Below are 21,638 nucleotides of genomic sequence, written 5' to 3'. Positions count from 1 at the left end.
ACAGTTCGATACTGCAGCAGAAGACGGCCATCGCCACCTATGCGGTGCTGCAACGGGTACGAGATCGTTCGCACCTACGCTGATAAGGGCGTGAGCGGTCTTCTAATCGATCAACGTAGCGGCCTGCTCTGGCGTCAAACACGGGCTCCCAGCCGTGGCAGAAGCGGAAGACGGAGTGCCGGTCACGGTAAAGGGCGCAGAGTGGTTCTGGATCGCCGGGATCGTGAAAGGTGGGGCGTGGACGTAGGAGAAGGGTTTAAGTGCCAGTGGTCCGTCAGCGATTATAGGCTAAAGGCGAGCACAGCCGTTGCTGCGATCAGTGCGAAAAGCGTCCACTTTTGGAGGGTGATGGACGCGCGAACTAGCTTTGCCACTTCCGATAGCTGATCCGGCTCGCTCACTTTGGTCGGCCCCACTACCGGCACATCAAAGTTCAAGTCCGTAACCGGAACGATGGGATTTACGCGGTTGTCCCACACCTTCCCGCTTCCGTCCGGTCGCCAATCGTAGTCGAGGCTTTCTATTTCAACGGTTAGTGTGCTCGGCATGTGACCCGCTTGAACAAGCCCGAAGATGCGGTCGAATGCGTCTGCCGGAATGTGGGCGTCCGACAGGATCGCGGGAGGTCCGTCGAAATAGTGCATCTGCCCAATGACCGGACGGTCGGGCTTAATCCGACGTTCTTGAAGCCAACGGTCGTGTTCCGCCGTCATCGCTTTGATCGTGAGAGCGAGGCGGACGGTTCGAACGTCTTCGCCGGTCGCTAGCGTCATGTGTTCATCGAACGGCAAGGCTAGGTGTAATGTGACATGCCAATCAGCGTTTCCGTATTCTAGCCGAGACGACACAGCCGCGCCGGTTACATCGAATGTGATTAGTGGCATTAGGCATCCTAGGTCGATCCGCGCCGCTCTGGCGTGTCAAGTCGGGCGAGCATCGTCGACTTTGCTAACGCACCCCGAAATCTGCAATGGGTCGAACCCGGAAATCGGCAGCCGGCCTGGCGACGGACTTCGCGCGGGGTTCTGGAGTTCCATCATATCGCGGCGTAGGGTCGAGCATCCAGCATGAGGTGTGCCAATGCCCAACGAGCTCCAAGGGATCCTGGCCCTTCTCGTCATCACCGCACCGCTCATGGTCTATGGCGTCTATCTGAAGCGGCAGAGCAACCGGCTTGGTCGTCTTATCGAGGAAGAGCGCGCGGCTGAGGCGAGGCGGATTGTCGACCCCCGCTGAGATCCTACCGACTCTCAAACGTCGAGGTTCTCGGGCAGCTTGCTGACCAAATCGTCAAACAGCGCTCGTTCATCCACCCCGATGGCCCGAGCGATGGCAATCATGTCCAGGACGTTCATCTGACGTTCGCCGACTTCGATTTTTGCCAACCAGCCATGGTGCGTCTTGCCCAGACGACGCTCGACCTCTCGCTGCGTCAGCCCCTTCTCGACCCTTGCAGACACGATGACTTGGACGGCTGCCCGGTAGTCTGGAGATGAAACCCACTTTCGCATCCGCGCGCCTTCCAAGGGAGGAAGACCTGCGCTAGAGGCGCAGCGGCTTGGTTCGATTTCGGAACCAGCTTGTTTGGTAGGACTGCGGGGAGGTCGGCAATGGCGACGATAGGTCTGACTAGTAAGGCAACGCGACGGCATCGCGCTCTGGGGAGCATCACCCTGGCCTGCGTCACAGTGCTCGCCGGGTGCGCCAGCCGCCCGACTTCGGATCTCGCTGCCCAGCAAACCCTTCTGGCTGCGAAGCAACAGGCATCGACCCATCGTTATGCGGCCAGCCCTGATGATGTTCGGAGAGCGGCTCATGAGGTGCTGACCCACACCGATCGCCGCTTCCAGATAGCGCTGACCGAGACCGGACTTTCAGCCGCGAGAGGCTGGAGCAGCTACATGGGCCTCTCCAACGTCGTCGGCACCGACTTCTGGGTGGTCCGTATTCAACCAGGTCAGGGCGGAACCGAGGTGTTCGTGAATGCGGCCACGCGATCTGGCAATCGCGGCCCTCTGGACATGGCGATCCCGGATGCATCTGGTCTGATGACGGACATCCCCCTGACGGCGGTCGGTGGCCTTACGCCGGAAGAAATGGATCTGTTCCATCGTCGGCTGGAAGCCCGTCTTTCAGGGGAGGGAGCGGGTCCGACCTGCGATGAAGCCTTCCCCGGCAACAAGCGTGACTATCCTCTCACCTGCAACCGTGGCGGCTTGACGACTTACTTCTGACGCCGAGTCATTCTGGAGAGGGCTGATCGAAATGGACACGATCAAACGCAGGGGCGGCGCTAGGACTGCGCACGGGAAATCGCCGACGCCGCTGTCTGAGTTCCTGGATAGCCGGTGGTCATCGCTGGGCCTGACCAACACCGAGGCCGCCGATCGCCTCGGCATAGGCGCCCCAAACATGATCAGCATGTGGAGGACCGGACAAACACCAGTGCCGCTTGCCAGGATCGCGTCCCTCGCGGCGCTGCTGGGTCTCGATCCCGCCGAACTCTATCGCCTCTGGCTCGCTCAACAGCGCGACCGGGACAAGGAGGTGCCGGCTGATTTCGTTGAACTGCTCCAACGCAGGACGGTCTCGTCCAACGAGGCGCTGATGATCGACGCCCTTCGGCTCGCCACGAAGAACGCCGACCCCGAGTTCAGCCCGGCGCAGATCGGCAAGCTGGTCGCCACGCTGCAAGGGTGATGAAGATCGCCAACGTCGAGAGTGTGGAAGCCAGAACCAGAGAGTCTGCAACCAGATAAGGTCGTCCGACATCACAAGCGGACTGACCTCATGACGACCTACAACCTCATCACCATGCTCGGAGACCAAGTCTCCGGGATCGAGCCCATAGTCTGCGACGTACAGCAGGACGCAGTGGCCTATTCCTGCGGCGTCCTGACTGAGCGCACGAAGGCTCATGCGGAGATGTACGCCAACCTCAGCGTCCACTGGCTGGTCGAGGAAGGCGAGCGCTTCCTTGGCGACGCCACCATTCCTGCGGGGCGTGCAGTCGGCATCTGGAAACTAGTTCTGTCCGGTGGTCGCCTGAAGCTGGCTTGGGCCGATGGTCTCCCGGCGTGACCGGCACGACGTTCAGCCTTTTCTGGCCTAGAATGCGGGAAATGCTTGCCTTTTTCTCGCATTCTAGTAAACTAGAGTCATCAGGTCGGCGATTGTTCGCCACTTGTCCTCACCCCGTAAGAGCGGGGCTTAAAGGCGGCAGCAGCGCCTTACTATCTGCTTCAGAGTGAGTTTCCATGAACCTGGAACCGTCCTCCACGTCTCACGACGTGATCCCCAAGTCGCGCCCTGCGCACACCCAGTCCATTCAGCCTCGCATGTTCACAGCCCAACAAGCTGCGAGCTATGTCGGCTACAAATCGACCGACATTCTTCGCCGTATTCCGGTCGGCCCCGTATCATTGTCCCAGAAGGGCGACGCTGCTCCGCGCTGGGACAAGGTTGCGCTCGATAGGTGGCTCGACGGCCTAGGAGGCATGAACTCCGAGCGCCCAGAGACCGACTTGGATTTGGAAGCGGAGTTCGCAGCCTGGGAGGCCGGAAATGGGCATTAAGCGAGCCGTGCTTCCTCACATGCACCGAGTCATTCGTCACCTGTCCGACGGACGCTGCCATATCCACGTCTATGCGTACCGAGGACGAGGCGCGCCCCGCCTAGCCACATACACCGGGGCGGATCTGCAAGGTGCCCGACAAGCCGAACTCGCGGGCGTCGACGATCTCGTGAAGGCATACGCAGCATCGCGTGTGGCAGGTCAGAAGCCGACGAAAACCATTCATGATCTGGTCGTCCTCTATCGGGGCGATCCCGATGGGCTGCCCAAACTGGCAACGTCCACGCGCGCTCAATGGTCTCGCTGGCTTGATGTCATAGACAAGCAGTTCGGCAGTTTGGAACTACGTCTTCTCAAAGCTGCAGCGGCGCGCAATGCGATCAAGCGATGGCGCAACTCGATGGCCGAGACGCCGCGTAAGGCGGATTATGGCATTCAGGTTCTTCGGCGCGTCCTTGCCTTCGGCATGGAGGAAGGGCTTGTCGAAAACAATCCAGCCACGTCCTTCAAGAAGCTTCATAACGTCAATCGAGCCGAACAAATCGTAACCGACGACGAGCTGGAAGCGATCCTGTCAAAAGCGACTATACGCGCTCGTCATGTCATTGGTCTTGCGGCTGCGACCGGACTTCGACGGGGCGACTTGGTCGATCTGAAGTGGGACCAGGTTCGAGACGACTTTTTGATCGTGAAAACGAACAAGAGCGGCGGGCGCGTGACTGCCACGGTGCCTCTGACTCCGGCGGCGCGAGCGATCATCGAACAGCTGACCCAGGAACGGCGGGAGGTCATCGCGTCCGGGGCAATCCCTTCAGCTTTCGTCCTGACGACTGAGAGAGGCGGAAAATGGCTTCCGGCTTCCGTTACTCAAGCCTTCATCAGAGCTGCTGCGGCTGCGGGCGTGGCGAAGCGCCTGCACGATCTTCGGGGCACCGCTGCGACTCGGTTGCTTCTTGCGGGATGCACGACCTTTGAGGTGGCGACGATAATGGGCTGGGAGGAGAAGGGCGTCGAGCGCATTCTTCTCCGCTATGTCGACCCCGGAGCGATAGCTCGAAGAGCGGCTGAGCGGCTTGCCCGCAACGAGACGGCGGGCTAGATCAGAACGGCTGGCGAACAAAGCTGTAAACCACGCAGTAAACGGTGCTTGTTTGTTCCGTCCTGCGTGGAGCGGCGGCGTTGAAAACGCTGGAAAATGCGGGTGTGGCTCAGTGGTAGAGCGTCAGCTTCCCAAGCTGAATGTCAGGGGTTCGATTCCCCTCACCCGCTCCAGTCCCGATCCTTTACGCGTGTCCACAACGGCCACGAAGCGGCGCCATTGCCTGCGGCCACTCTATTTTGTGTGCCATTGTGAAACAGTGCGCTAGCTGTGGTTGTCCCACGATAGGACGCTAGGGACGCGCGTGATCATCGCCGAAACACCCTGCTTGGCGTCGTCGCCCGAGCCGCGCTGAACACGTTGACGAAGTTCGCCGAACGCCACGCGCTTGCGGCGGCCTGACGCACAACGCCGTTCAGCAAACGCATTGCATACCGCTGCTCTTAGGCGTAAAGCGGCCACCGTTAACTGATTGTTAACCAAAGCCTGCCCGTCGCCGAACGTCTCGATTCGGAGTGGCACGGCTTTTGGAAGGGGTGGGGCGAACCGTCGGGGTGACGGGCCGTCCTGGGGACGGAAACGGGATTGGGGCAATGCAAAATTCGTCAAGGCCGTTGCGTGCGTCGGTCCGTCGCTTAAGCGGCGCCGTTGCGCTGATCGGCTTCGCCGTCGCGTCGCCGGCTCTGGCCAAGCCTGTCGCCGACAACCGCGACGTGGGCCGGACGCTGAATGTCAACGTCGTCGGCCAGATCGTGCCACGGTGTGAGATTCAAGGCGGCGGAGATATTGATTTCGGCGAGTTGACGGGCGGCGAACGCGCCACCGCGCTCTTCGGTCTGAACTGCAACGTGCCATTCGATCTGGGCGTGACCTCGGCGCGGGGTGGTCTGGCCCACGTCAGCAAGCCGCAGGGCGAAGGACCCTTCGCGGGCGTGCTGCCCTATGATGTCACCTTGACCGTTCCGACGCTTCGGCCCGAACCGCGCACGGTGCAGGCCAACTTCAGCAGCGCCGACCATATGGGAATGCTGAGCAGCGGGGACGGCATCGCCGCCGGCGGCGGCAAGATCGAGTTCCGCACGAGGCAACCGGCCGGAGCAGGTCTTCTGGCAGGTCAATATACTGAAACCCTGACGGTGACGGTAACGCCTCGCGTCTGAACGATTAAGTTCAAGTTAATAGCGCATACGGAATAGATTCGGCGCTTGCTTCAAGAAGAAGCAGGCTCATTTTTGCTTTGCTTGAGCAAAACGAAGATTTCGCGCGCCACGCGAATACACCGAAAATCGTAGCTAACGGCGTTTTTTATTGTTGACCGTTTGTTAATGGAAGATTAACTGGACGAGATCGGACGGGGAGGGACTGCCGCCTCGATCGACTATTTTTCGCGAAATCATTCGCTTGGAGAGACTGAAATGAAGAAGTTCGCTTCCCTGATGGCCGGCGCCGCCGCGCTGGCTCTGACCGCCGCTCCCGCCATGGCCGGCACCGTCTACCAGGGCTCCGTTACGGGCACCGTTCAGATTACGCCCCCGATCTCGACGCCGTTCGGCACCATTCCTGGGGTTTCATTCACGGGCACCAGCAACAACACGACCATCGTGGGTATCGCCGATGCGCTGAACCCTAGCGTCAACAGCAATGTGTCGCTGATCACCATCTCGGGCAGCTCGGCTGCGAACAATGGCACGGCGTCGAACAACGATGGCGCGACCTTCACCCTGAAGGGCGCTGTGTCGACGGACTGCGCCTACTATACCGGCAACGCCTCGACCACGATCGACTTCGGCACCATCGGCATCTACGCCTCGGACGACACCGGCCCGGCCAATGCCTTTGACATGACCGCTCCGGCCAACGTCACCATCGACACCAACCTGGCCGGCTGCAACACCTCGAACACCGTCACCGTGTCCAAGAACGACATCCGTGGCCTGGTGAACAACTCGGGCGCCGGTTACGACTCCAACGTCTTCCAGGCCAACCTGCCTTACTCGGTCACCGGCACCTACACCGCCGGCGCCGTCGGCTCCACGGCCGCCGCGACCAACGGCAACTACATCAACCTGGCCGCCAACGCCAACTCCACCAGCGCCAGCCACGGCGCCTGGAAGTCGGCCATGGCCCTGAACGTGAACATCCCCGTTCCGTCCAAGTCGCTGCTCGCCGGCGCCTACGAAGGCCAGCTGACCGTCAACATCCAAGCCTTCTGATCTTCAGAACGACTTGAGATCGAAGGGCGTCGGCCTCGCGTCGGCGCCCGCTTCTCGTTAAAGGGAGAACTACTGTGAAGCTTCAAGCTCTTCTCGCCGGCGTCGCCGCCCTTGCTCTGACCGCCGCTCCGGCTCTGGCCGGCAACCCGATCTATCAGGGCTCGGCCAGCGGCCCGTATGACGCCAACGGCAATGCCCAAAGCGCCATCGGCACCTACACCGGTACGGCCCAGCTGAACCTGGCTCAAAACTACGTCAACGGTCCGAACAACCAGGGCGACGTTTCGCTGCTGCTGATCACGGGCGGCGCCGCCAACAACAATGGCACGGCGTCGAACAACGACGGCGCGACCTTCACCCTGAAGGGCGCTGTGTCGACGGACTGCGCCTACTACACCGGCAACGCCTCGACCACGATCGACTTCGGCACCATCGGCATCTACGCCTCGGACGACACCGGCCCGGCCAATGCCTTTGACATGACCGCTCCGGCCAACGTCACCATCGACACCAACCTGGCCGGCTGCAACACCTCGAACACCGTCACCGTGTCCAAGAACGACATCCGTGGCCTGGTGAACAACTCGGGCGCCGGTTACGACTCCAACGTCTTCCAGGCCAACCTGCCTTACTCGGTCACCGGCACCTACACCGCCGGCGCCGTCGGCTCCACGGCCGCCGCGACCAACGGCAACTACATCAACCTGGCCGCCAACGCCAACTCCACCAGCGCCAGCCACGGCGCCTGGAAGTCGGCCATGGCCCTGAACGTGAACATCCCCGTTCCGTCCAAGTCGCTGCTCGCCGGCGCCTATGAAGGCCAGCTGACCGTCAACATCCAAGCCTTCTGATCTTCAGAACGACTTGAGAAACGGCGACAGGGGGGTCTGCATGTCCCCCCTGTTTGCGTTTCAGTCACCATTGTTACGCCATGCTTAAGTGAAGCTGGCGCGACGCTTGCAGCAGCCTGGGCGCGGCGGCTCGCGACGGGAATCTCAAGCCGGCGTCAGATCGGTCTTCGGGGGAAGTAACACAATGTCTTCATTGTTCAGCGTTCGCAGGGGCCGGTCTGTCGCCTTGGCGATCAGCGTGTTTGCTGTTGCGCTCGTGATCATGGCTGTCGCCGGTGCCGCATGGGCCATGCGCGTGTCGCCGATGGTGTCCGAACTGACCACGACCGGCGCCGGATCGGCCGCCCGGATCGAAGTCGGCAATGTCGGATCCGTCGCCTTGCCGTTCGAGACGCGCATCACGCGCATGGATATCGACGCCAACGGCAATGTGACCGAGACGGACGCCGACGACGACTTCCTGGTCTTCCCGCCCCAAGGGCTGGTGCCCGTCAATGGTCGTCAGGTGGTTCGGGTCCAGTGGGTCGGTGATCCCAAGATCGAGACGTCGCACGCCTACTACCTTTGGGTCCGCCAGTTGCCGGTCGCCACCGACCCCACCGCCACGCCCGAGAGCGGCGGCGCGGTGTCGGTCCAGGTCCTCTATACGATGAAGGCGCTGATCGTCGTGGCGCCGCCCGGAGCCGAGCCGAAGGTCGAGGTCGTCTCGGTGACGCCCGCCTTGGTCAGCCCGCCGGCGCCCGAGATCGATCCCACCCTCACGAATGGTCAGGCCGCGCCGCCGCCGCCTGCGGAACCCGGTATCGAGATCGTCGTGTCCAACACCGGCAAACGCTATGCCTTGATGAGCGGCGCCACCTGGATTGTTGAAGGCACCGATACCGCCGGCCAGCCTTTCCGCCGCGAATACGACAGCGGTGAGATCTCCAAGACCGTCGGCGTCGGCTATCTGGCGCCCGGCGGCGGCAAGAGAACCTTTAAACTGCCCACCGGCACGGCGCTGGATCCCGCCAAGCCCGTCACGTTGAAGTTCGGACGATGAGAGCGCTGGGGGGCGTCTCGGTTCTCGCACTGGCCTGGGGGCTGGCGTGCGTTCCAGAATCATCGGCGTTGGCCGCCATTAGGGCGGCTAGCGTGGCCTACGAACAGGCGGCGCAGGAAGCCACGGCGGCTCTGAATCGAGCCAGTCTGGCGGCCGGCGAAGCCGCCGCCTCTGGCGCTCAAGCCATGCAGGCGGCGGCCTCGCCCGCGCCCGCCCCAACGATGGCCGGGGCTGCGCCTGAGACGCCGGCTCCGGTCGAGCAAACGCCGCCGACTGCATCTGCGCCTGCAGCGCTGCGCGAACGTCGCGACATCAACCCCTACGATCGCGACATCCCGATGACGGTGCCGCTGAACTTCAACAGTCGCGTGCTGGGTGAACTCCCGGTCGTCTTGACGCGCGACGACCGCTTCATCGTCGATACGGCGGGCTTCAAGACGCTGATCGATCCGCTGCTGACCCCTGAAGCCCAGACCGAGCTCGCTACGCGGCTGCAAGGCGTCACGTCGTTTGCGCCCGAAGAGATCAACGACACCGGCATTCAGCTGGACTATGACCCGGAACAGCTGGCCGTTTTGGTCCTGCGCATTGATCCGACCAAGCGCACAGTCGAGTCGCTGTTTCGCGGCGGCAAGCCCGAAACGCCGGGCCTGCCGCCCGAACCTTTCAGCGCCTATCTGAACAGCAACGTCTCGATCCAGCGGCGGGAATCGACAGGCGATGTCAGCAAGCCCAGCGTCTTCTTGAACGGCGCCATCCGCTACAAGCGCCTGGTGTTCGAAGCCGACGTTCAGGGCCGCGAGGATCTGTTCACCGGCGAATACAATGTCGAGCGTCGCTACGCCCGGTTCGTCTTCGATCAGCCCGAAGACTATCGCCGCTGGTATCTCGGCGATCTGGAACCGGAAATCCGCGGTCGTCAGGGCTTCTCGCAGCTCGGCGGCGTCGGCGTGTCGCGTCAGCGTCAGCGCTTCGACTCTTTCCGCAACAATGTCCTGGCCGGCGGCCGTCAACTGGTGCTTCAGGAAGCCTCGACGATCCGTGTGCTGAGAAACGGCGTCTTCGTACGCGAGTTTCGCCTTGATCCCGGCCAGTACGACCTGACGAACCTGCCGCTGGAAACCGGCTCCAACGACATCCAGCTGGAAATCCAAAACGACTCGGGCCGCGCCGAAACCGTCGCCTACAGCGCCTATCTGGACGCTATCGAACTTGAACCGGGCGACTACGAATACGGCGCCTATTTCGGCGCGATCAACAACGGCATCTTCGGATCGCCCGACTATTCCGAAGGCGAACTGGCCTTCACCGGCTTCTGGCGCAAGGCGTTCGAGAACCGACCTGCTGTGGGAATCGGCTTCCAGGCTTCACAGGACGCCCAGACCTTGTCGGGCCAGAGCCAGTTGATCCTGCGCAATGGTGCGCGCGTTCGCCTGGACGCCGCCGCCAGCAACGGCGACCCCGGCGTCGGCTACGCTTTTGCGCTGGGTTACGACCACGTCGTCGATTTGGGCGAGACATTCGACAGTTGGACCGTCGTCGCCGACTTCACGTCGGAGGATTTCTCCTCCATCGGCAATCCGACCGGCCAGAACCCGACGTCTTGGGTGTTCTCCGGCGGCTATTCGCACCAGTTCTCGCAGGACTGGCTGGCGAACGTCAGCGCCTCCTATCGGATGAGCCGCAGCGATCTGATCGACGATTCCTATTCGATCAACGCGACCTCCACCTACCGGTTCGCGCCGGAATGGAGCGCACAGGTCGGCCTGGAATACTCCGACTTCGGCGCCAGCTTCGGCGGCTTCCAGTCCGGCGGCTTCGGGGCGACCTTCGCCCTGATCTGGCAGCCGCGATACGATCGTCGTGTCGAAGGTCGCTATAACTCGGCCCGCAACAGCGGCAGCGTGCGCGCGCAACAGTCCAGTGAGAACCGCGTCGGTTCCCTCGGCTATTCGCTGGCCTCCACCTATGACGATGGTCCAGCGACCGTTTCGGGCCAGGTCGATTATGTCGGCAACCGCTTCGACGCCAGCCTGAGCCATACGGCGTTCGGGCGGGACTTCTCGAATATCACCCAAGAGCAGATCACAAACCTGCGCTTCGGATCGTCGATCTCGACCACCGGTGGCAAGGTCGCTGTGGGCCGCAACATCTACGACAGCTTCGCCATCGTCTATCCGCACAAGAGCATCGACGATCACCCCGTCATCGTCGGCGACAGCTTCGAAGGCGGTCGCTACACGGGCCGTAGCGGCCTGCTGGGCGGCGCGGTGGCCAATAATCTGACGGCCTATGTGAACCAGTCGGTGCGTTATGACGTGCTCGACGCGCCCTTGGGCTACAACATCGGCGACGGCATCGCGCGCGTCCGCCCGACCTACAAGAGCGGCTACGCCATCCAGGTCGGCAGCGCCAAGTTCGTCAGCGCGCTGGGCCGTCTGGTCGGCAATCAAAGCCGTCCGGTGTCGCTGATCTCGGGTCGTGTGACGCCCCTTGATGATGCGAACGCACAGCCCGAACTGTTCTTTACCAACTCGGTTGGACGGTTTGCGTTGCAGAACCTGGAGCCGGGCAAGCGCTATCGCGTCGAACTGTTCTCCACGCCGGCGCTCGGGTTCGAGTTTACCGTTCCCGCGGACAACGAAGGTCTGCTCGATCTCGAGACCATTACCGTTCCGCTCGACCTGCCCGAAGCCTGAGCCCAAGACTTAGCCGAGGAGGCTGAAATGTCCCGTAATCGTACATCCGCCCTGCTCCTGGCCGCTGCTGCTGCGACCGCGACCTTGATGGCGGCCGCGCCTAGCGAAGCCGCGCCGGGTTGCCAGCTGGTGATCGAATCCGGCGCCGATCAATGGATGATGCGCTACGAGCCGTTCGATCAGGACGTGGCCGTGCAGGAATTCGATGTCGCCGTGGTGAACCAGGGCGACGGACCCTGCACCGCCGTCAGCCGCGTCGAACTGCGCGGCGAGCAGTTCGGTCTGGTCAACGAAGCCGGCGCCCAGCGCATGGCCTACGCCCTGGTCGACGAGCGTGGCGGCGCGGATGTTACGCCGCGCGCGGGCCAGAGCGCGCGCCGCATCGGGGTGCGGCCCCTGAACCTGGCGGCCGGCGAGCGGGGTCTGATGCGCTTCTCCTTCACCGCTGCCCCGGCTGAAACCCTGTCGGCGGGTCTCTATTCCCAGAACGCCTTCATCAATCTGGAAACACCGGACGGCCGACCGCTGGCGGAAAAGTCCGTCACGCTTAGCCTCCAGGTGCCTTCGGCCGCCGTCATGGGGCTGAAGGGCGAGTTTCGTCGCAACGGCGGCACGCCGACGATCGACTTGGGGGAACTGACCCAAGGCGTTCGGCAGTTGCGCACGACCCTCTATGTTCTGAGCACTGCGGGATACAGCGTCTCGGTGGCGTCGCAGAACCAGGGCCGCCTGCGTCAGGGCGCCAGCGAATGGTATGTGCCCTATGGTCTGGTCCTGGGCGATCGCGACATGGACCTGTCGCGCGGCGGTCGGGTCGATGTGGTGTCACGTCGCGCGCGACTGGACGACTATCCGCTGACCATCAGCGTCGGCAGCACGACCGGCAAGCGCGCCGGCGATTATTCCGACATCCTGACCTTCACGGTCGCCGCGCTATAAGCGTCAGCGCCAAACAAAAAGAGGCGGAGACGTCGCGCGTCCCCGCCTCTTTTTTAACTGGGATGGATATGGTCGGCGATCAGATCGGCTGAATCGTCAGGGCCAGGATCAGCGGCTGTTCCAGTTCGACGTCGTCGAACCGATAGGACACAGAACGGATCGTCGCGACGCTGGAGCGGCGCAGGGTCTGCATGCCGGACTTGTCCAGATCGAACGTCCGGTCGCCGTAGAACATCACCGCCTTTTCGGTCAGCGACAACGGGCGATACTGGGCCGAGACGGTGAAGCCGCCGGGGCTGTTGCAGGCCTCGACCACTTCTCCAGAGCGACCGGCGGCCGCCAGGACGGGCGAGGTGGGCTTGACCCAGCACGCGACAGGCACGGTGGCGCGAAGGCGATAGGTGCCGCCTGCGGTCGGCCCGGCGAAGGCGGGAGCGGCGGCGGCGACCAGGCCGAGCCCGAGCGTGGCGGCGGCGAGAGCGCGAAGGATACCTTGGGTCATCTGCGGTTCCGATCTGCACATTGCAGAGGAACACTAGATCGTCGCCCGTTAAGGTCACACGAGCGAACACGCCTAACGCGGCTTAACCTTGATTGCCGATGTTAATGCGTCAGAAAGCATGATGTTATGCATGGGAATACTAAAACTCGTCAGCCCTGATCTCTCTTTCAGCTCACCGCGCCGGACTTAGGCGGTCTGTTCGATGATTGCGGCCGCTTCATTCTCACGCGCATAGCGCTGGGCGATGATGGTGCAGGCGAACAGCTGGATCTGGTGGAACAGCATGATCGGCAGGACGATCAGCGGCACGGCGTGACCGGCGAACAGGATGCCGGCCATGGGGATGCCGGTGGCCATGCTCTTCTTGGAGCCGCAGAACAGGATGACGATCCGATCGGGCCGGTCGAACTTCAGCGCGCGGCCGGCGAACAGAGTCAGGGTCAGGACGATGGCCAGCAGGGCGATGTTGAGGCCAATGACCTTGGCCAGATCCAGCGGCGCGACCTGGGACCAGACGCCGGCGACGACGCCCTCGCTGAAGGCGGCGTAGACGATCAGCAGGATGGAGCCGCGGTCGACCAGGCCGGTCAGTTTGGCGTGGCGGGTCAGCCAGTCCTTCAGCAGCGGGCGGCACAGCTGGCCCACGGCGAAGGGGGCCAGGATCTGCAGACCGATGTCGAGGATGGACTGCAGATGGATGCCGCCATTGGCGCCGCCGATCAGCAGGGCGACCAGCAGCGGCGTCACGATCACGCCCAGCAGGTTCGACAGGCTGGCGCTGGTCAGGGCGCCCGCGACATTGCCGCCGGCGATGGAGGTGAAGGCGATGGACGACTGCACCGTGGACGGCAGCAGACATAGATACAGCATCCCGGTCAGCAGATCGGGCTGAAGCGACCCCCGTATCAGGAAGACCAGCCCAAGCCCCAACAGCGGAAACAGCAGGAAGGTCGACAGGAAGACCGTGCCCTGAAGCCGCCAGTGCAGCAGCCCCGCGCCGATGGCCGCCGGCGACATTCGCGCGCCATACAGAAAGAACAGCAGGGCGATGGCGGCCTTGACCACCCCGTCCATGACGACGGCCGCCTGTCCGCTGGCGGGGAACAGCGCCGCCAGGATCACCATGCTGATCAGGGCCAGCAGATAGCCGTCGATCGGCAGGCGGGACAGGAAACGAGGCATGGACGGCTCAGGCGGCGGCGGGGTGACGCACAGATAGGCGCATCAGCCTGCGCATTGAACCCGCGTCTTCAGGCCCCGGCGCGGTTCTTGACCAGATCGTCCACGACCGACGGGTCCGCCAGGGTCGAGGTGTCGCCCAGCGCGCCGATCTCGTTCTCGGCGATCTTGCGCAGGATGCGGCGCATGATCTTGCCCGACCGGGTCTTGGGCAGGCCCGGCGCCCACTGGATCACGTCGGGGGCGGCGATGGGGCCGATCTCGTGACGGACGTGGGCGACCAGGGCCTTTCTCAGATCCTCGGTCGCCTCGGCACCCTTGTTCAGGGTGACATAGGCGTAGATGCCCTGGCCCTTGATGTCGTGCGGATAGCCGACCACCGCCGCCTCGGCGACATCGTCGTGCAGGACCAGCGCGCTCTCGACCTCGGCCGTACCCATCCGGTGGCCGGAGACATTGATGACGTCGTCCACCCGGCCGGTGATCCAGTAATAGCCGTCCTCGTCGCGACGGCAGCCGTCGCCGGTGAAGTAGCGGCCCGGATAGGTCGAGAAATAGGTGTCGAAGAAGCGCTGATCGTCGCCATAGACGGTGCGCATCTGGCCCGGCCAGCTGTCGGTGATGCACAGATTACCGGAAACGGCGCCCTCCAGGGGCTGGCCCTCGGCGTCCACGATCTGAAGCTCGACGCCGGGCAGGGGCAGGGTCGCCGATCCGGGCTTCAGGTCGGTGGCGCCGGGCAGGGGGGTAATCAGATGACCGCCCGTCTCGGTCTGCCACCAGGTGTCCACGATGGGGCAACGGCCGTCGCCGACCACCTCGTGATACCAGCGCCAGGCCTCGGGATTGATCGGTTCGCCCACCGTGCCGAGCAGACGCAGCGAGGCGCGCGAAGAGGCCTTCACCGGCGCATCGCCCTCGCGCATCAGGGCGCGCAGGGCCGTGGGAGCGGTGTAGAAGATCTCGACCTTGTGCTTGTCGACCACCTGCCAGAAGCGGCCGGCGTCGGGATAGTTGGGCACGCCCTCGAACATCAGGGTCGTCGCCGCATTCGCAAGCGGGCCATAGACCATATAGGAGTGGCCCGTGACCCAGCCCACGTCGGCGGTGCACCAGAAGACCTCGCCGGGGCGATAGTCGAAGACGAGCTCGTGCGTCCAGGCGGCCCAGAACAGATAGCCGCCCGTGGTGTGCAGCACGCCCTTGGGCTTTCCGGTCGAGCCGGAGGTGTAGAGGATGAACAGCGGATCCTCGGCGTTCATCGGCTCGGGCGGGCAGTCAGTGTCGGCCTTGGCGGCCTCCAGCCCATAGTCGAAGTCGCGGCCCTCGATCATCGGCACGTCGGCGCCGGTGCGGCGGATGACCAGGACGGTGTCGACCTTCACCTTCGTCAGGGCCTCGTCGACATTGGCCTTCAACGGAATGTGCTTGCCGCCGCGCAGGCCCTCGTCGGCGGTGACGACCAGGTTGGAGCCGCAGTCCTCGATCCGGCCGCACAGGCTGTCGGGCGAAAAGCCGCCGAAGACGACCGAATGCACCGCGCCGATCCGCGCACAGGCCAGCATGGCGTAGGCGGCCTCGGGGATCATGGGCAGATACAGGGTGATCCGGTCGCCCTTCTTGGCCCCATGCGCCTTCAGCACATTGGCCATGCGGCACACCTCGGCGTGCAGTTCGCCGAAGGTGATATGGCGACTGTCGGCGGGATCGTCGCCTTCCCAGATGATCGCCGTCTCGTCCTTGCGGTGGGGCAGGTGACGGTCGATGCAGTTGGCCGAGACGTTCAGGACGCCGTCCTCGAACCAACGAATACGGAAGTCTTCCTTCTTGAAGGAGACGTCTTTGATCTGGGTCGGCGGCGTGATCCAGTCCAGACGTCTGGCCTGTTCGGCCCAGAAGGCGTCCGGCGTCTCGCGCGCGGCGATCCGCGCCGCCTCATACGTTTCCCGGTCCATATGGGCCTTGGCGGCCCAGTCGGCAGGGACGGGATAGAGGGCGGGATCAGGCACGCGAGACGTCTCCGGCATCAAATCAGAATCCGTATTTGGCGAACAGGATCAAACGGGTCATGTCGCCGCTGGCGCCGGTTTCGATCTCGCGATCTGCGAACATCAGCTCGGCCCCGACATCAAACGCCGTAACCGGCGACCAGATCAAGTTGGCGTGCAGGCTCTGGGCCGAACGGTTGGCGGCCAGGCCTGTGAAGGCCAAGTCGTTGTCCACCTTCTGCGCAGACCAGATCAGGCTGGAACGCCAGCCGGGCGCCCAGACGTGGCGATAGGCGGCGAAGCCGGCGACCACGCCGATCGCATCCAGATCGCCCGAGCCGTTCAGCACGGCGTCGTTGGAGAAGTTGAGACCGACATAGCGGCCGATGCCCTCGCCGCCCGTCACCATCAGGCGCAGATCGTCCTTGGCGCCGACCTTGATCTTGGTCGAGGCGGATAGACCCCAACCCGTCGCGGTGGAATCGATGTTCGTCGCGGGGTTCTGGTATTTCAGCTGACGCAGCAGGCCGGCGATCTGGAAGTCGCCCCAGGGCCTGGACACGGCGTAGCGGGCGGTGAAGTCCGGCAGGGTGCTGTCGTCGGCGACGATGCGCGCGCCGCCGCCAAACGGGGTCACCGTCGTCTCGGGGTTCTCGACCGAGACCGAGAAGGGACCGCGCGTGTAGCGGACCTGGACCTGACGGGCGAAGACCGTGCCCTCCGCCGCGCCGATGAAGTCGGCGGATTCGGGCAGGACGGCCGTGTTCTGGAAGTTGGTCCACTCCTGGCCGATCAGCCAGTTGTCGATGGTGATGAAGGCGCGACGCAGGGCCGGGTTGGCCGGGCTGGTGGTACGCTGGTCGCCGGCGCCGGGCAGGGTCTGAAAGTCCATCTCCATCCGCGTGCCGATCTTGTGACCGCCGACCATGCCGTCGGTGGTCAGCCAGAACCGGGTCTGGCGGGCGTTGAAGTCGGTCGCCGTGTCCTCATCGGCGCCGCCGATGGGGATGGAGCCTGGAATGTGGAATTCGCGCAGCGCGTCGCCGTTGACCGGATCGCCGCCGGAATAGCGGGTGGCGTAGGCGTCCACCTTGACGAAGCCGCCGAACTTGACCGTGTGGTCGCCGATGCGGAAGCCGTCGCCGGGTGCGGCGGGCGCCGCCGCTTGCTGGACCGGGGCGGGCGCAGCCGGGCGGGTCTCCAGGCGGATGATGTCCTGCTGTTGCGCCGCCTGCTGGGTTCGGGCGGCGACGACCTCGGACTTCAGGGCGTTCAACTGGGCTTCGAGCTGAGCGATGCGCGCTTCGAGCGCGGCCTGGTCCTGGGCCGAGGCCAGACTGGGCGTCGCCATCAGCGCAGCGGCGGCGGCTCCCGCCATCAGGCTTGTCTTGATCATGATGAACCTCCCGCGCCCGTCTCGCGCGGGCGTCCCTTTGACGACCTTTCCGCCTGCGGCCTCGGGGAGCCATTGGCCATTGGTCTAATTTCGACCAAAGTCGAACCGCGCCATGATGGCGACGACGCGGCCGGTCAGACGCCGCGCACGGAAGGACGCCCATGGATCGCATCGTCGTCGCCGACGACCATCCCCTGTTTCGCGCCGCCCTGCGCTCGGCCGTCGACAAGGCGGCGCCGGGCGCGGAGGTGGTGGAATGCGCCAGCCTGGCCGAGGCCCGGGCGGCGATGGCCGCGGGACCCGTCGATCTGTTGCTGCTGGATCTGAAACTGTCGGACAGCGAGGGGATGGCGGGCCTCGCCGCCGTGCGGGCCGAACAGCCGACCGTGCCGGTGGCGGTGGTCTCGGCCAGCGAGGACGCGCCGGTGGTGCGTCACGCCCTGGGTCTGGGTGCCGCCGGCTTTATTCCCAAGTCTTCGTCCCTGCCGCAGATGGTCGAGGCGATCGCGGCCATTCTCGCCGGCGACAGCTGGGCGCCGGATGTGCCCGAGGCCGACGACGATCTGGCCGGCCGCGTGGCCAGCCTGACGCCATCGCAACTGCGCATCCTGGAAGGGTTGAAGGCCGGGCGGCTGAACAAGCAGATCGCCTTCGACCTCGGCGTCTCCGAAGCCACCATCAAGGCGCATCTGACCAGCGTGTTTCGAAAGCTGGGCGTTCACAACCGGACCCAGGCGGTGATCCTGGCCAAGTCGTTGGACCCGGCTTAACTCGCCAGCTCCTAGCTCGACAGGAAGGCCTTCAGCGCCGCCGGCTTGATCGGCTTGGGCAGAAGGACGGCGCCGGCCGCCGTGGCCTGCTCGTTCAGCCCGTCGCGGGTGTCGGCGGTGACCAGGGCGATGCGGCGCACGCCCTGGGGCCTCAGCCAGTCGATGACGGCGAGCCCTTCGGGCCCATCGCCCAGATGCAGGTCGACCACGGCGGCGTCGAAGGGGCCGATCGCCGCCTTGGCCGCCTCAACGCTGGCGACCAGCGTCGGCCGCGCGCCCCATCGGGTGAGCAGGGCGTTCAGCGCGTCCAGGATCACCGGCTCATTGTCCACGCACAGCACGCGCAAGCCCGCCAGCGGCAGGCGCGCCTCGCGCACCGGCGAGGCCACGGCAGGCCGGTCGGCTGCGCTGCGCGGCACGGTGATGCGGAAGGTCGTGCCGCGTCCCAAACGTGAACTCAGCTCCAGCGGGTGATCGAGCAGGCTGGACAGGCGGCGCACGATGGCCAGACCCAGGCCCGCGCCCGGTTCATCGACGGCGCCCGGCAGACGCACGAACTCGCCGAAGACGGTTTCGTGTTCGGTATCGGGAATGCCGCGTCCGGTGTCGCAGACGACCAGCTGCACCGTCTCGCCCCGCCGACGCGCCCCGACCAACACCCGGCCGGCATCCGTATACCGGATGGCGTTGGCCAGCAGATTCTGCAGCATGGAGCGCAACAGGTCGCGGTCGGACGCGACCCACAGACGGCTGGACATCACGGTCAGATCCAGACCCTTGGCCTCGGCCACGGGCGCGAACTCGCGGCGCAGTTCGTCGAACAGGCCGCCCAGCGACAGCCGCGCGACATTGGTCCGCACGCCGCCGGCCTCCAGCTTGGACAGGTTCAGCAGGGCGGTCAGCAGACGGTGCGCGCTGTCGATGGCGCGGTCCGCGTTGACGGCCAGGGTGCGGCTCGTCGCGTCTTCCAACGCCGGCTCCTCCTTCAAGGCGGCGATGAACAGGCGGGCGGCGTGCAGCGGTTGCAGCAGGTCGTGGCTGGCGGCGGCTAGGAACCGGGTTTTGGAGGCCGTGGCGTCCTCGGCCACGCGCCGGGCCTCGTCCAGTCGGGCGGTGCGGTCCGCAACGCGCGCCTCCAGCCGTTCGTTGGCCTCTTCCAGCTCACGCGCGGCTTGGCGCAGGGCCGTGATGTCGGTGTAGCTGGTGGCGTAGCCGCCGCCGGGGATCGGCGCGCCTGAGGAGCGCAGCACCCGGCCGTCGGGCTGCTGGCGTTCGTGGTCGTGGGGAATGCGGCGGCTCAGCGCTTCCAGCCGTCGCTCGACCCAGGCTTCGATGTCGTCGGGGCTCTCGCCGCGCTCGGCGTTCAGCCGATAGATGACGGCGATGGGCAGGCCGACGTGGACGAAGCCGGGCGGCAGGTCGAACATGGCGACGTAGCGCCTGTTCCAGGCGGTGACGCGCAGATCCTCGTCAACCACGATCACGCCCTGGTCGATGTTGTCGAGCGTGGTCTGCAGCAGGTCGCGGTTGAACTGAACGGCCTGGGACGCCTCGTCGAGCATCCGCACCACGTCTTCGGGCGCGCGTCCGACGCCGGCCAGCGCCGCCGCGATGACCCGCCGGGCCGAGGCCGCGCCGATGGCGCCGGCCAGCATCCGTTCGGCAGCGCGCGCCAGGGCCGCGTCGGCTGGGTCGGCGTCGCGCAGCTTGGTGTCAGTCTCATCGCCCCAGGCGGTGAAGGCGCGCTCGGCCCGTTCGTCGCCGATGAAGCGAGCGACCAGGGCGCGCAAATCGCCGACCGAGGCGCCCGACGGCGCGGGCCGGGCCTCCATCCAGTCCGGTCCCAGCCGATCCACGAAGGCGCGGGCCTGAACCCGGTCGATCAGGCGGGGCTGAGCAAAGCGCGACACGCCGACATAGGCCGCCAGATTCAACGCCAGGCTGACGAAGACGCCCAAGGCCAGCGGATCCTTGACCCCCAGCATGACGTGCAGGTGCCAGGGCGCGCTGGGCGACAGCTGGGGAAGCGCCAGCATGACGATCCAGACGCCCATGCCGACTGTCATGCCCGCCAGCGCCCCCTGCGCATGGCCGCCGCGCCAAAGGACCGCGCCGAACAGGGCCGGCGCCAGCTGGGCCATCGCCGCGAAGGACACCAGCCCCATGGCCGCCAGGCCGCGCGACTGATCCGTCGCCTGATAATAGAGCCAAGCCAGCAGCAGGACCGCGACGATGGCCCCGCGCCGGACCTGAAGGATGGTCCCAGCCATGTCGGAGGCGTCGCCGCGCACCCGCCAACGCTCGCGCGCCAGGAAGGGCAGGATCAGGCTGTTGGACACCATGGCCGACAGGGCGACGGCCTCGACGATGACCATGGCGGTGGCGGCGGAAAAGCCGCCGACGAAGACCACGGCCGTCAGCAGGGTCTCGCCGCGCTGGAACGGCAGGGCCAGCACCAGCAGGTCTGGATTCACCGACGGCGCAAACAGGGCGCCCGCCGCCACCAGCGGCAGCACCGCCAGACTGGTCAGCAGCAGATAGAGGGGAAAGATCCACCGCGCCCGCTTTACGTCCGACGGCTGGGCGCCCTCGACGAAGGCGACGTGGAACTGGCGCGGCAGGCAGAAGATCGCCAGGGTCGACAGCAGGGTGATGGCGGTGAAGCGCGGCGTGACCTCGGGCGGCGCGGCCAGGGCGCCCAGGCCCTCGACGATGCGTGGGGGCGAGCCTTCGTTCAGCAGCAGGACCAGGGCGAAGACGGCGACGAATAGCAGGGCGCCCAGCTTGACCATCGATTCCAGCCCGATCGCCTGGATCAGGCCGCGATTGTGCTCGGTCAGGTCGGGACGGCGCGCCCCGAACAGGATGGCGAAGAAGGCCAGGACGCCGGCCAGCACAAGGACCGTCAGACCCTCGGACCCCGCCACCGGCGTGCCGGCGGTCAGCAGGGCGCCGGCCATCGACAGCGATTTCAGTTGCAGCGCGATATAGGGCAGCGACCCCAGGATGGCGACGACGGTGACCGCCGCGCCCAAGGTCTGGCTCTTGCCGTAGCGCGAGGCCACGAAGTCGGCCATGGAGCCGACGTTCTCGCGCCGAGCGGCCGCCGCGATCCGGCGCCACAGCGGAAACAGCAACGTCAGACCGATCACCGGGCCGATGTAGATGGGCAGATACTCCCACCCGTCGCGCGCCGCCGTGCCGACCGCGCCATAGTAGGTCCATGAGGTGCAGTAGATCGCCAGCGACAGGGCGTAGACCGACGGCCCCAGGCCCTTGCCGCGCGCGCGCGCCGACGGCCGTTCCTGAGACCAGGCGACGGCGAACAGCACCGCCATATAGGCAGCGACCAGGCCGAGGATCGTCAGGCTGAACATCGGGGCAT

At 65.0% G+C, this 21,638-nt stretch carries 20 protein-coding genes and 1 tRNA gene; 14 read left to right on the top strand and 7 right to left on the bottom strand.

The window, feature by feature from the left end; genetic code table 11:
* Positions 1-281: 281 nt before the first annotated feature.
* Complete coding sequence (locus ABIC32_RS03995) at positions 282-773, bottom strand: hypothetical protein (RefSeq protein ID WP_354072481.1); 492 nt, start codon at positions 771-773, stop codon at positions 282-284.
* Between the two features lie 307 nt (positions 774-1,080).
* On the opposite strand from ABIC32_RS03995, the gene ABIC32_RS03990 reads away from it, so the two are divergent.
* Positions 1,081-1,236, top strand: coding sequence for a hypothetical protein (locus ABIC32_RS03990; protein ID WP_354072479.1), 156 nt, complete (start codon positions 1,081-1,083; stop codon positions 1,234-1,236).
* 14 nt (positions 1,237-1,250) lie between these two features.
* Here the strand turns inward: ABIC32_RS03990 and ABIC32_RS03985 are convergent, their stop codons facing one another.
* Positions 1,251-1,511 carry a helix-turn-helix domain-containing protein gene (locus ABIC32_RS03985; protein WP_354072477.1) on the bottom strand — a complete coding sequence of 87 codons (261 nt, stop codon included), beginning with the start codon at positions 1,509-1,511 and terminating at the stop codon, positions 1,251-1,253.
* 309 nt (positions 1,512-1,820) lie between these two features.
* On the opposite strand from ABIC32_RS03985, the gene ABIC32_RS03980 reads away from it, so the two are divergent.
* The 12 genes from ABIC32_RS03980 (at position 1,821) to ABIC32_RS03925 (ending at position 12,418) form a co-directional block, all read left to right on the top strand.
* Positions 1,821-2,234: a hypothetical protein gene (locus ABIC32_RS03980; RefSeq protein WP_354072475.1), complete on the top strand. Its 414-nt coding sequence runs from the start codon at positions 1,821-1,823 to the stop codon at positions 2,232-2,234.
* Between the two features lie 31 nt (positions 2,235-2,265).
* Entirely contained in the window at positions 2,266-2,700 is a 435-nt protein-coding gene (locus tag ABIC32_RS03975) for a helix-turn-helix domain-containing protein (protein ID WP_354072473.1), read from the top strand.
* 90 nt (positions 2,701-2,790) lie between these two features.
* A complete protein-coding gene (locus ABIC32_RS03970; RefSeq protein ID WP_354072471.1) occupies positions 2,791-3,081 on the top strand; it encodes a hypothetical protein in 291 nt (96 codons plus the stop codon).
* Positions 3,082-3,257: 176 nt separating this feature from the next.
* Positions 3,258-3,575, top strand: coding sequence for a hypothetical protein (locus ABIC32_RS03965; RefSeq protein ID WP_354072469.1), 318 nt, complete (start codon positions 3,258-3,260; stop codon positions 3,573-3,575).
* The gene (locus ABIC32_RS03960; RefSeq protein WP_354072467.1) at positions 3,565-4,674 is read left to right on the top strand and encodes a tyrosine-type recombinase/integrase; all 1,110 of its coding nucleotides are present in this window, start codon (positions 3,565-3,567) and stop codon (positions 4,672-4,674) included. The genes ABIC32_RS03965 and ABIC32_RS03960 overlap by 11 nt, the downstream gene beginning before the upstream one ends.
* A gap of 98 nt (positions 4,675-4,772) precedes the next feature.
* A tRNA-Gly gene (locus tag ABIC32_RS03955) sits at positions 4,773-4,847 on the top strand.
* A 420-nt stretch (positions 4,848-5,267) separates the two neighbouring features.
* Complete coding sequence (locus tag ABIC32_RS03950; RefSeq protein WP_354072465.1) at positions 5,268-5,834, top strand: hypothetical protein; 567 nt, start codon at positions 5,268-5,270, stop codon at positions 5,832-5,834.
* A gap of 255 nt (positions 5,835-6,089) precedes the next feature.
* Positions 6,090-6,887 carry a hypothetical protein gene (locus ABIC32_RS03945; RefSeq protein WP_174085986.1) on the top strand — a complete coding sequence of 266 codons (798 nt, stop codon included), beginning with the start codon at positions 6,090-6,092 and terminating at the stop codon, positions 6,885-6,887.
* A gap of 74 nt (positions 6,888-6,961) precedes the next feature.
* Positions 6,962-7,738 carry a hypothetical protein gene (locus ABIC32_RS03940; protein WP_066554165.1) on the top strand — a complete coding sequence of 259 codons (777 nt, stop codon included), beginning with the start codon at positions 6,962-6,964 and terminating at the stop codon, positions 7,736-7,738.
* 262 nt (positions 7,739-8,000) lie between these two features.
* Positions 8,001-8,780 carry a fimbrial biogenesis chaperone gene (locus ABIC32_RS03935; protein WP_143007364.1) on the top strand — a complete coding sequence of 260 codons (780 nt, stop codon included), beginning with the start codon at positions 8,001-8,003 and terminating at the stop codon, positions 8,778-8,780.
* A 92-nt stretch (positions 8,781-8,872) separates the two neighbouring features.
* A complete protein-coding gene (locus ABIC32_RS03930) occupies positions 8,873-11,479 on the top strand; it encodes a fimbria/pilus outer membrane usher protein (protein WP_354072461.1) in 2,607 nt (868 codons plus the stop codon).
* 27 nt (positions 11,480-11,506) lie between these two features.
* Positions 11,507-12,418: a hypothetical protein gene (locus ABIC32_RS03925; protein WP_354072459.1), complete on the top strand. Its 912-nt coding sequence runs from the start codon at positions 11,507-11,509 to the stop codon at positions 12,416-12,418.
* 79 nt (positions 12,419-12,497) lie between these two features.
* Here the strand turns inward: ABIC32_RS03925 and ABIC32_RS03920 are convergent, their stop codons facing one another.
* The 4 genes from ABIC32_RS03920 to ABIC32_RS03905 form a co-directional block, all read right to left on the bottom strand.
* Complete coding sequence (locus ABIC32_RS03920) at positions 12,498-12,920, bottom strand: hypothetical protein (protein WP_354072457.1); 423 nt, start codon at positions 12,918-12,920, stop codon at positions 12,498-12,500.
* Positions 12,921-13,106: 186 nt separating this feature from the next.
* Positions 13,107-14,102 (bottom strand): bile acid:sodium symporter family protein, encoded by a 996-nt coding sequence (locus ABIC32_RS03915; protein WP_354072455.1) that lies wholly within the window; start codon positions 14,100-14,102, stop codon positions 13,107-13,109.
* Positions 14,103-14,170: 68 nt separating this feature from the next.
* Positions 14,171-16,126 carry an acetate--CoA ligase gene (gene acs / locus ABIC32_RS03910; protein WP_354072453.1) on the bottom strand — a complete coding sequence of 652 codons (1,956 nt, stop codon included), beginning with the start codon at positions 16,124-16,126 and terminating at the stop codon, positions 14,171-14,173.
* A 4-nt stretch (positions 16,127-16,130) separates the two neighbouring features.
* Complete coding sequence (locus tag ABIC32_RS03905) at positions 16,131-17,483, bottom strand: DcaP family trimeric outer membrane transporter (protein ID WP_354072451.1); 1,353 nt, start codon at positions 17,481-17,483, stop codon at positions 16,131-16,133.
* A gap of 161 nt (positions 17,484-17,644) precedes the next feature.
* Here ABIC32_RS03905 and ABIC32_RS03900 point away from each other — a divergent pair, with 161 nt between their 5' ends.
* A complete protein-coding gene (locus tag ABIC32_RS03900) occupies positions 17,645-18,253 on the top strand; it encodes a response regulator (protein WP_354072449.1) in 609 nt (202 codons plus the stop codon).
* An 11-nt stretch (positions 18,254-18,264) separates the two neighbouring features.
* Here ABIC32_RS03900 and ABIC32_RS03895 read toward each other — a convergent pair whose 3' ends face one another.
* The gene (locus tag ABIC32_RS03895; RefSeq protein WP_354072447.1) at positions 18,265-21,630 is read right to left on the bottom strand and encodes a hybrid sensor histidine kinase/response regulator; all 3,366 of its coding nucleotides are present in this window, start codon (positions 21,628-21,630) and stop codon (positions 18,265-18,267) included.
* Positions 21,631-21,638: the final 8 nt, after the last annotated feature.

The sequence above is a fragment of the Brevundimonas sp. 1080 genome, assembly GCF_040545985.1.
Classification (GTDB): domain Bacteria; phylum Pseudomonadota; class Alphaproteobacteria; order Caulobacterales; family Caulobacteraceae; genus Brevundimonas.
Note: the sequence above shows the minus strand (reverse complement) of the source record. Positions and strands in the feature narration are given on the sequence as shown.